Origin of the sequence: Actinokineospora auranticolor, assembly GCF_002934265.1 — a bacterium.
In the GTDB taxonomy this organism is placed as follows: domain Bacteria; phylum Actinomycetota; class Actinomycetes; order Mycobacteriales; family Pseudonocardiaceae; genus Actinokineospora; species Actinokineospora auranticolor.
In genome coordinates, this window is record NZ_PTIX01000051.1 from 1 (window position 1) to 9007 (window position 9007).

The window sequence follows — 9007 nt, forward strand, 5'->3', positions numbered from 1 at the left end:
GCTCCCGGCTCCCGGCTCCCGGCTCCCGGCTCCCGGCTCCCGGCTCCCGGCTCCCGGCTCGAGTTTTACCATGATCATTTGGGGTTCGCATTGCCATGGGCGGCGGGGTGGTCTCGGTCCGGTGGGGAGGTCGGCGGGCTGGCCGTGCGGTGGTACGCGCACCGTAGCAACCCCTCGGCCGGTGTGCCCGCGCCGCGCGGTCGCGTGCAGTACCGTGGCTGTTCACGGATCGCCGCGGGGGGTTGGTGCAGTGGGTGCTGACGGGGTGCGCAACGTGCTCGCGGGGGTCGCCGGGCAGGTCGTGCAGGCGGGGTCGATCGGGACTGTGACGTTCGCCCCGGAGCCGCCGCTGGACCTGGTGCCCGCGCAGGTCCCCGCCGGGCCGTCCCGGTTCGTCGACCGGGTCGGGCAGCTCGCGGCGTTGCGCGCGCTGGTCGGCGGCGAACCCGAGTTGGGCAGGCCCGTGGTGGTCGCCGTGCGGGGGATGCCGGGGGTCGGCAAGTCCGCGCTCCTGCGCCGGGCCGCGACCGAGCTGGCGGGCGAGTACCCCGACGGCGCCCTGTACGCCGCCTTCGGTGCCGACGGCGAGTCGACCGCCGCGGCGCTCGGCAGGCTCCTCAGGGGCCTGGGCATTCCCGACGTCAAGATCCCCGCCGACCTCGCGGGCCGTCGCGACCTCTACCGGTCGCGGACCGCCCGCACCCGCCTGATCACCGTGCTCGACGACGTCACCGACGCCGCCCAGGTCGAGGCGTTGCTGCCGAACTCCGCCGCGGGTCTCGTGCTGGTCGCGGGCAACACCGCGCTGGAGGAGCTGCACGTCGACGGCGCCGTCCCGATAGTGCTCGAACCCCTCGACCCGCCGGACGCCATCGACCTGCTGCGCGCTGTCTGCGGGGATGGCCGGGTCGACGCCGAGCCCGCGGCCGCGGCCGAGCTGGTGGAGCTGTGCGGGCGCCTCCCGCTCGCCATCTGCGTGATCGGCGCCCGCCTGCCCGTGCGCCCGCGCTGGACCATCGCGCGGCTCATCGACGACCTGCGGGACACCGACCTCGTGCTCGACCGGGTCACGAAGGTGGCCGACGCTGTGCACGCCGAGCTGCCCGAGCCCGCCCGCGCCGTCTACCGCGCGGTGGGGCTGCTCGTCGGCCCCGAGTTCGGCGACGAGGTCTTGGGCGCCATGGTCGGCGCGCCGACCAACGAGGTGCGCGGCCACCTCGACCACCTCGCCGCGGCCGCGCTCATCGAGGAGCGCGACAACGGCCAGTACGCCATGCACCGCCTCATCCGCGCGCACGCGCTGCGGGTGGCGGCCGAGGAGACGACCGAGGCGGAGCGGGCCGGGCAGTTGCGGCGGGCCGTGGACTGGTGGTTGCTCGGCGCCACCGCCGCCGATGTGGCGGCGACGGGGTGGGAGCGGTTGCGGGTCGCGGACCCGAAGCGGCTGCTGGCCGACGTCGAGCTGACGATGAGTGCCGGCGCGGCGCTGGCGTGGTTCGACCGGGAGCACGCCAACATCGCCGCCGCGATGCGGGCTTGCGCCGAACGTGGTTGGCACACGCCCATCTGGCAACTGTTCGAAGCGACCTTCGCCTACTACGACGCCCGTCGCCCCCTTGCGGCCTGGGTCGAGACCGGACGCCTCGCCGTCGAGGCCGCCGCGCTCGACGGCGCGGTGGCGGCCGAGGCGCGGTGCCGGTGCCTGCTCGCCAAGGCGTACCAGGAACTCGAGCGGTTCGACGCCGCCGCGGCCGAGCTCGACCGGGCTCGTGAAGTGGCCCAGGACGAGCGGTTGCGCGGTTCCGTCCACGACTTCACCGGCAACCTCGCCCTGCGCACCGGCCACTTCGACGAGGCGCTGCGTTGGTTCCGGGAAGCCTTGGACATCAACGTCCGTCTCGGCCGCGCGCGGGGTACGGCGATGCAGACCTTGTTCGTCGGTCGCGCTCTCGCGGGTCTTGGTCGCGCTCCCGAGGCGCTGGCGGCCTTCGACGAGGCGGCCCGGCTCGCGGTCGCGGCGGGCGCGGACAGCGTGGTCGCGAAGTCGTTGCTGGCCACCGCGACCGCGTACGCCGCCGGTGGTCGACCCGATGAAGCCGAGGGTGCCGCCGCGCGTGCCGAGGAGATCGCCGTCCGACTCGACAACAGCGCGCTGCGCGCCGAGATCCACCTGCTGCGCGCGGAAATCGCGCTCTCCCAAGGGGACCCCGCCGCGCGGGAGGCACACCTCGCGGCCGCCGCCGCGGCCTACGAGCGGATGGGCAGCCCCAAGGCGGCTCGCCTGCTGGTCGGCCTCGTGGACGCCTGAGACCTTTGTGGACGGACGGCGTCGGGGGCGACCGTTGTGCTGGGCGAACCGGAGCACCGCGTTGCTACCCCTGCGGTTGCGCTGAACGGGCGAGGGCGCGCGGGCAAACGCCGTTTCCGGGCACACTGTGCGTGGTGGTCACATGTGGCGGGAAGTTGGCCCCCACTGCATAGTGGATCGTGGTGGTCCGCCGCGTGGGAGTCGCGCGCCGGTCGCCGTGAGGGTCCGGACTTGTCCGCGCGGAACCGTGTCGCTGCCGCCCGACGCCTGCCGAAGGGGAACCATGCGTGACGCGGAGGGGACCGCGCCCGAGTTCAACGTCCTCGGTGTGGTCGAGGTGACGGCGGGCGGGCGGACCCGGCGGTTCACCGCGCACCGCCAGCAGACCATCCTCGGCCTGCTGCTGATGCGGGTCGACCACGTCGTGCCGGTCGAGGAGCTGATCGACGCCATCTGGGACTCCGCGCCGCCGTCCACCGCACTGGTACCGCACCGGCGACCGAGTGTCCTTCTTGGATGGCGCCATGGTTCACCTGGGTCGTCTCGACCACCAGGTGAAGGTGCGCGGCTACCGCGTCGAACTCGGCGAGATCGAGGCCGCTCTGCGGGCCCACCCGGGCGTGGTCGACGCGGTCGTGCTCGCGATCCCGGGCGACGACGGCGAGGTCGAGCTGGTCGCCGCCTGCACGGGCGAGGTCGGCGACACCGACGAGGTGCTCACCGCGCTGAGCGCCCGGTTGCCCGCGTACATGGTGCCGCGCACGGTCGCCGCGTTCGACCTGTTGCCGCTCAACCAGAACGGCAAGGTCGACCGCAAGGCGCTCGGCGCCACTCTCGCCGGGGCGGTGCGGTGATGACCAACGTCGTCGAACGCCTGCCCGACAGCACCGCGTTCCGCCGCGCCATGGGCCTGTTCCCGACCGGTGTCGCGCTCATCTCGCGCGGTCACGGCCCCGACACCGAGGTGATCACGGTCAACTCCCTGGTGTCGGTGTCGCTGGACCCGATGCTGGTGCTGATCAGCATCCGCACGGAGGGCCGCATGCGATCGCTGATCTCCGCACGCGGCAGCTTCACGGTCAACGTCCTGGGCGCCGACCAGGAGGAGCTGTCCACCCGCTTCGCCAAGCGCGACCGCCCCCGCGGCCTCGACGCCCAACGGGTCCTCGGCGGCCCGGTCGACGCCTCCGGCAACGTCCTGGTGCGCGGCGCGGTCACCTGCCTGGAGTGCGATGTGGACACCGAGCACGTGGCGGGCGACCACGTCCTGTTCCTGGGGCGGGTGAACACAATCCACCTCGGCAACGCCGACGAGCAACCCCTGCTGTTCCACCGCGGCTCCTACGCCACCCTCAACCAGTGACGCCACCGCCACCGCCGCCGGAAACCCCGGCGGCGGTGGCGTGCGCGTTCACAGGACGAATTCCCCTTTACCGGCAACGGAATCCGGGAGAACCATCGAGGGCACCCGTTCATCGGACGAGAGGATCTCCGCGATGGCGAAGAATCCGGTCCTCGCCTCCCTGGCCTTCCTGCTGACCGTGGGCGCGACACCCGCGACCGCCGCGCCGGACGGGACCGCGCCGGAGTACGGCGTCACCGTGCTCCAGCCGTTGCCGGGGGACCTGGAGGACCGCGCCGAGGCCATCAACGAGCACGGCCTCGTCGTGGGCGCCTCCACGAACCTGGACGTCGGCCCGGAACGCGCGGTCCGCTGGGACCGCGACGGCACGGCCCACGCCCTGCCGACGCTGGGCGGGGACAACAGCCGGGCGTACGGCGTCAACGGCTCCGGGGTGATCGTCGGCGAGTCCCAGACCCCGGACGAGACCGTGCACGCCGTCCGCTGGGACCGGGGGCGCGTCCGCGACCTCGGCGCCCTCCCGGGGGACGGGTACAGCTCCGCGCAGTGGATCACCGACGCGGGCGTCGTCTACGGCAGGTCCGGGCCCGAACTCGACGGACCGTGGACCGCTGTGCGCTGGACCGGGAAGGACGGCCCGACCCCCGTGGCGGTCCCGCCCGGGTACGTGCGCTGCGCGGTGTCGGCCACCGCAGGCGGCGTTGAGTACGGCGGTTGCGCACTGGCGGACGGGACCTCGCGGGCCACGCGCTGGTCACGCGACGGCACACCCGTGCTCCTACCGACCCTCGGCGGCGACATCGTCCGGGCCGCCACCGAGCGCGGTGTGCTGGTCGGGGCCAGCGGTGTGGGCACCAAGGTCCCGGTCCGCTGGAACCGCGACGACACGCTCACACGGCTCTCCCCGGTCGTCGGCAGCCCCTCGACCGTCGCGAGCGCGATCAGCGAGAACGGCTACATCGCGGGTTTCGGCTACTCCCAGTACCCCTGGTCGGGTACTCCGGTCCGCTGGGACCCGGACGGCACCGCGCACCGGCTCGACCTGCCGCCCAACCGGGTTGAGGCCGTCCCCGCCGCCGTCGACGGGCACGGCCGCGTGTACGGCTCGGTGACCGCGCCCCTGTTCGTCAGCGACGCGGTGGTCTGGGACCGCGACGGCCACACCACCGCGCTGCCCAACCCGGACGCGGAGCGCTTCACCGCCTCTGGCGTCGACACCATCACCGGATCCGGGCTGGTCCTGGGTTCGTTCTTCGCCACGGCGGAGTTCAAGGGGTTCGCCGCGGTCTGGCGGCCGAACCACTGACGCCGCCTCGCCACCGGAGGAACCCGCGGCGGTGGCGTGTTCACAGGCCGAACTCCCCTTTACCGGCAACGGAACCCGGGAGAACCCTGAAGGGAACCCGGTCATCGGATGGGGGGATCTTCTCGATGGCGACCAAGTCCGTGCTTGCCTGTGTGGCCCTCCTGGTGATCGCGGGCGCGACGCCCGCCGCCGCGGCACCACTCGGGGGTGGCCACCCGCCGAGCTACCGCGTCACCCTGCTGCCACCCCTGCCGGACGACGACAGCGTCTACTTCAACGCCGTCAACGACGAGGGCATCGCGGTGGGATCCTCCCGGACCTCCTTCACCTTGCCCGACCACCCCGTCCGCTGGGACCGGGATGGCCGGGTCCACGCCCTGCCCACCCTGGGCGGTGAGCAGAGCCTGCCGCTGGGGATCGACAACCGGGGCGCCGTCGTCGGCTGGTCCCAGACCCCGGACGGCACCTCCCACCCGGTCCGCTGGGACCGCGGGGTGCTCCGCGAACTCCCCGTCCTGCCCGGCGACGGGACCGGCTCCGCGTGGGCGATCACCGACGCGGGCGTCGTGTACGGCCAGTCCGGCGAGACGCTGGTGCGGTGGACCGGGGACGACGCGCCCGTCGCGGTGCCGGTGCCCGCCGGGTGCGCGGTCCGGCAGTTCAACGTCACGTCCAGGGGCCTGCCCTACGGCACCTGCGCGTTCCCCGACGGGACCACGCGAGTCGTGCGCTGGTCGCGCGACGGCACGCCCCGGGTGCTGACCACCCTCGGCGGCGTCGACGTGTACGCCGACGCCAACGAGCGCGGCGTGATCGTCGGCAGCAGCGGGACCCCCGGGGTCCCGGTCCGCTGGAACCTCGACGGCACCCTCACCCGGCTGGCCCCGGTCGGTGACAGCCCGACCGGGACCGCGAGCGCGATCAGCGAGAACGGCTACGTCGCGGGCACCGTCGGCAGCGCGGACCCCAGGTTCCAGTCACCGGTCCGCTGGGACCCGGACGGCACCGCGCACCGGCTGGACGTGCCCGCCGACCGGCTCGAGGGCTTCACCGCCGCCGTGGACGAGCACGGCGTCGTGTTCGGCACCAAGCACGGGGTGTGGACCACCAGCGAGGCCGTGGTGTGGGACCGCGACGGCCACCTCGCCGAGCTGCCCAACCCGGATCCGGAGTGGCTGACCTCCTCCACCGTCGAGGGGATGACCAGGTCCGGCCTGGTCCTGGGGCAGTTCTCGCACAGTTTCGACGGCCCCGCCGCGATCTGGCGCCCGATCCGCTGAGTCCACCTCTCGGGTATTACTGGTGGTGCACCCGAGAGGAATCCATGGACGCACGTTCCGGGGCGAGCGATCGCCTCACCGCCTTCGGCACCCAGTTGCTGGAGGCGCACATCTGGCTGCGGGAGATGCTGGAGGACCTGAGTGACGCCGTCGACGACTACATCGACGGCAAGGGCCTGCCACCACGCGACCTCCGCGCGCACTGCCTGACCTTCTGCACCGCACTCGACCGCCACCACAAGGGCGAGGACGCCGTCGCGTTCCCCGCGATCGCTCACGACTACCCCGAACTGCGTGGCGTGCTCGCCACCCTGCGCACCGACCACAACCAGCTCGACTGGCTGATGCAGGGCCTGCGCAAGGTCCTCGACGCCCTCCCGGACGAGCCCGACCCGGCGACCTCGGCCAAGGCGCGCCAGGAGATCACGGCGCTGTCGGCGGTGATGCTGACGCACTTCATCTACGAGGAGAAGAAGATCGTCGCCGCGCTCAACGCACTCGACGTCCCCGAGTGGCGCGCCGACCCGCCCGCGTTCCTGCTGGTGGACGACTAGCTGATAGCGATGTGCGGGGCCAAGGCGCGGAGGAAGTCCGCCGCGTCGAAGGCCGTGCCCGCCGAGGCGACCCCGGTGGCCCTGGTCCGGCCGGTGAGGAGGCGGTGGACGGCCTCGACGGCCAAGGGCGCGCTGACGGCGTAGATGTCCTGGCCGGTGGCGACCGCGCGGCGCTTGGTGTCGCCGATGTGGACGACGGCGTCGACCACGAAGGTCTGCGCCGAGCGGCCACGGGCGTCGACGGGCTCGGGGGCGGTCGGGGTCGTCGCGGTGAGGTCGGCGGCGGCCCGGGTCGCCATGTAGGTGCGGACCTCGGCGACCTCGACGTGGCTGGGGATCGTGACGACGTCGGCCATGGTGAACTCGGCGAGCACCGGCAGCGGGCCGTCCGGGAACGGCCAGCGGACCGTCGGCAGCGGGTCGTCGTGGTACTGGAGGCCGCCGCCGGAGTACCGGACGCGCCTGCCCGCTCGGCGCCGGTGGGAGACCGCGCCCGCGTCGAGGCTGCCCGCCGTGGGGTGCCAGCTGTCCAGGCCGTAGGCGATGTGCACCTCGTCGGCCGCGGTCTCGCCGTCGAGCAGGGCGGTGACCAGCAGGTCGCCCAGTCCGCCGAAGAACGCCATGGCCGGGATGACCGGGGTGCGCGCGTCGGCGAACTCGGCGAACGTGTCGACGTTGGCCTCGATCTCGGCGGCGACGTCGACGTACGGGATGCCCGCGCGCAGCGCCGCCGAGATCAGCGGGGCGGCCGTCGTGGCGAACGGGCCCGCGCAGTTGACGACCGCGGCGGCGCCCTCCAGGGCCCGGTCGAGGGACGCCGGGTCGTCGACGGTCGCGGGGCGCGGGTCGAGGCCGGGGAAGTGGAGGCGGTCCTTGTCCCGGCCCGAGGGCAGCGGGGTGAATCCCCGGTCCAGCAGTTCCGCCACCACGAACTTCCCGGTGTGCCCGTAGGCGCCGTAGACCAGCACGTTCTCGCTCATGCGGACATGCTCGCAACGCGCCCCTGGCCGGGACCAGTGTCCGGAACGACAAGCGACGTACAGTTTCGGACATGCGCGTCGCGTTGGTCGCCACCGAGGGGATGCTCCCGTTCGAGCTGTCCCTGGCCTGCGAGGTCTTCGGCACCGACCTGCGCGGCGTCGACTGGTACGACTTCACCGTCTGCGGCGCGGCGCCCGTGCGGCTCGGCCGGTTCCACCTGGTGCCCGACCGCGGGCTCGACTTCCTGGCCCACGCGGACACGGTCATCGTTCCCGGCTGGGCCGACGTCGACGTGCCGCCGCCCGCCGACCTGGTCGACGCGGTGCGGGTGGCGCACGACGCCGGGGCCCGGGTGGCGTCGCTGTGCACGGGGGCGTTCGTGCTGGCCGCCGCCGGGCTGCTGGACGGGCGGACCGCGACCACGCACTGGGCGCACGCGGGCGCGCTCGCCGCGCGGTACCCGAACGTCCGCGTGGACCCGGACGTCCTCTACGTCGACAGCGGCAGCGTGCTCACCTCGGCGGGCAAGGCGGCGGCCATGGACCTGTGCCTGCACCTGGTCCGCGCCGACCACGGCTCGGCCGTGGCGAACCGGCTCGCCCGCAACCTGGTCGTGCCGCCGCACCGGGCAGGCGGCCAGGCCCAGTTCGTCACCGCGCCCGTTCCCGCGCGCGACGACCACCCGCTGACCGCGCTCCTGCCCTGGGACCGCGCGGCTGGACCAGCCGTTGACCGTCGAGGACCTGGCCCGGCGGGCCGCCATGAGCTCGCGCAACCTGGCCCGCCACTTCCACGCCGCGACCGGCACGACCCCGTTGCGGTGGCTGCTTAACCAGAGGGTTCGCCGTGCGCAGGAACTGCTGGAAACCGGTGACGACAGCGTGGAGTCCATCGCGACCGCCACCGGCCTGGGCACCGCCGCGTCCCTGCGCAGGCACTTCAACCGCACCGTCGGAGTGTCCCCGGACGCTTACCGCCGCACCTTCCGCGACCAGACCCGAGGGGCCGGTTCGGGCTGACAACGCCATGACGTGGGCCGCCGGGTGACAGCCCCGGCCACTTCCGTGTCGGTTCGAGCGGGGTGTGTCGTGTGGACTCGGCAACGTCCGAATTGATCCTTTGTGGGGGACCCGCTTTTGGGTCAAACCCCGCAATATCGGCTGCGGTGTGTGAACGGTGAGGTGCGTACCCGTGCCGCTCCCGTTGGCGTACCTG

7 protein-coding genes and 1 pseudogene are annotated in these 9007 nt (G+C 73.3%); 7 read left to right on the forward strand and 1 reads right to left on the reverse strand.

The features are described from left to right. Window positions 1-250 precede the first annotated feature (250 nt). The 6 genes from CLV40_RS36775 (at window position 251) to CLV40_RS36800 (ending at window position 6811) form a co-directional block, all read left to right on the forward strand. The gene (locus CLV40_RS36775) at window positions 251-2308 is read left to right on the forward strand and encodes a tetratricopeptide repeat protein (RefSeq protein ID WP_245931828.1); all 2058 of its coding nucleotides are present in this window, start codon (window positions 251-253) and stop codon (window positions 2306-2308) included. A gap of 524 nt (window positions 2309-2832) precedes the next feature. Further along, window positions 2833-3162 (forward strand): AMP-binding enzyme, encoded by a 330-nt coding sequence (locus CLV40_RS36780; protein ID WP_104483663.1) that lies wholly within the window; start codon window positions 2833-2835, stop codon window positions 3160-3162. Beyond that, window positions 3162-3671 carry a flavin reductase family protein gene (locus tag CLV40_RS36785; protein ID WP_104483664.1) on the forward strand — a complete coding sequence of 170 codons (510 nt, stop codon included), beginning with the start codon at window positions 3162-3164 and terminating at the stop codon, window positions 3669-3671. Before CLV40_RS36780 ends, CLV40_RS36785 begins: the two co-directional genes overlap by 1 nt. Before the next feature lie 133 nt (window positions 3672-3804). Beyond that, window positions 3805-4977: a hypothetical protein gene (locus CLV40_RS36790; protein WP_104483665.1), complete on the forward strand. Its 1173-nt coding sequence runs from the start codon at window positions 3805-3807 to the stop codon at window positions 4975-4977. Window positions 4978-5102: 125 nt separating this feature from the next. Further along, window positions 5103-6257 carry a hypothetical protein gene (locus CLV40_RS36795; protein ID WP_104483666.1) on the forward strand — a complete coding sequence of 385 codons (1155 nt, stop codon included), beginning with the start codon at window positions 5103-5105 and terminating at the stop codon, window positions 6255-6257. Between the two features lie 44 nt (window positions 6258-6301). Continuing rightward, window positions 6302-6811 carry a hemerythrin domain-containing protein gene (locus CLV40_RS36800; protein WP_104483667.1) on the forward strand — a complete coding sequence of 170 codons (510 nt, stop codon included), beginning with the start codon at window positions 6302-6304 and terminating at the stop codon, window positions 6809-6811. Here the strand turns inward: CLV40_RS36800 and CLV40_RS36805 are convergent. Next, on the reverse strand, window positions 6808-7791 hold the full coding sequence (locus CLV40_RS36805; protein WP_104483668.1) for a saccharopine dehydrogenase NADP-binding domain-containing protein: 984 nt from the start codon (window positions 7789-7791) through the stop codon (window positions 6808-6810). The two genes, CLV40_RS36800 and CLV40_RS36805, sit on opposite strands and share 4 nt — an antisense overlap. Window positions 7792-7862: 71 nt before the next feature. Here CLV40_RS36805 and CLV40_RS36810 point away from each other — a divergent pair. Continuing rightward, window positions 7863-8811: pseudogene (locus CLV40_RS36810) on the forward strand (helix-turn-helix domain-containing protein). Window positions 8812-9007 lie beyond the last annotated feature (196 nt).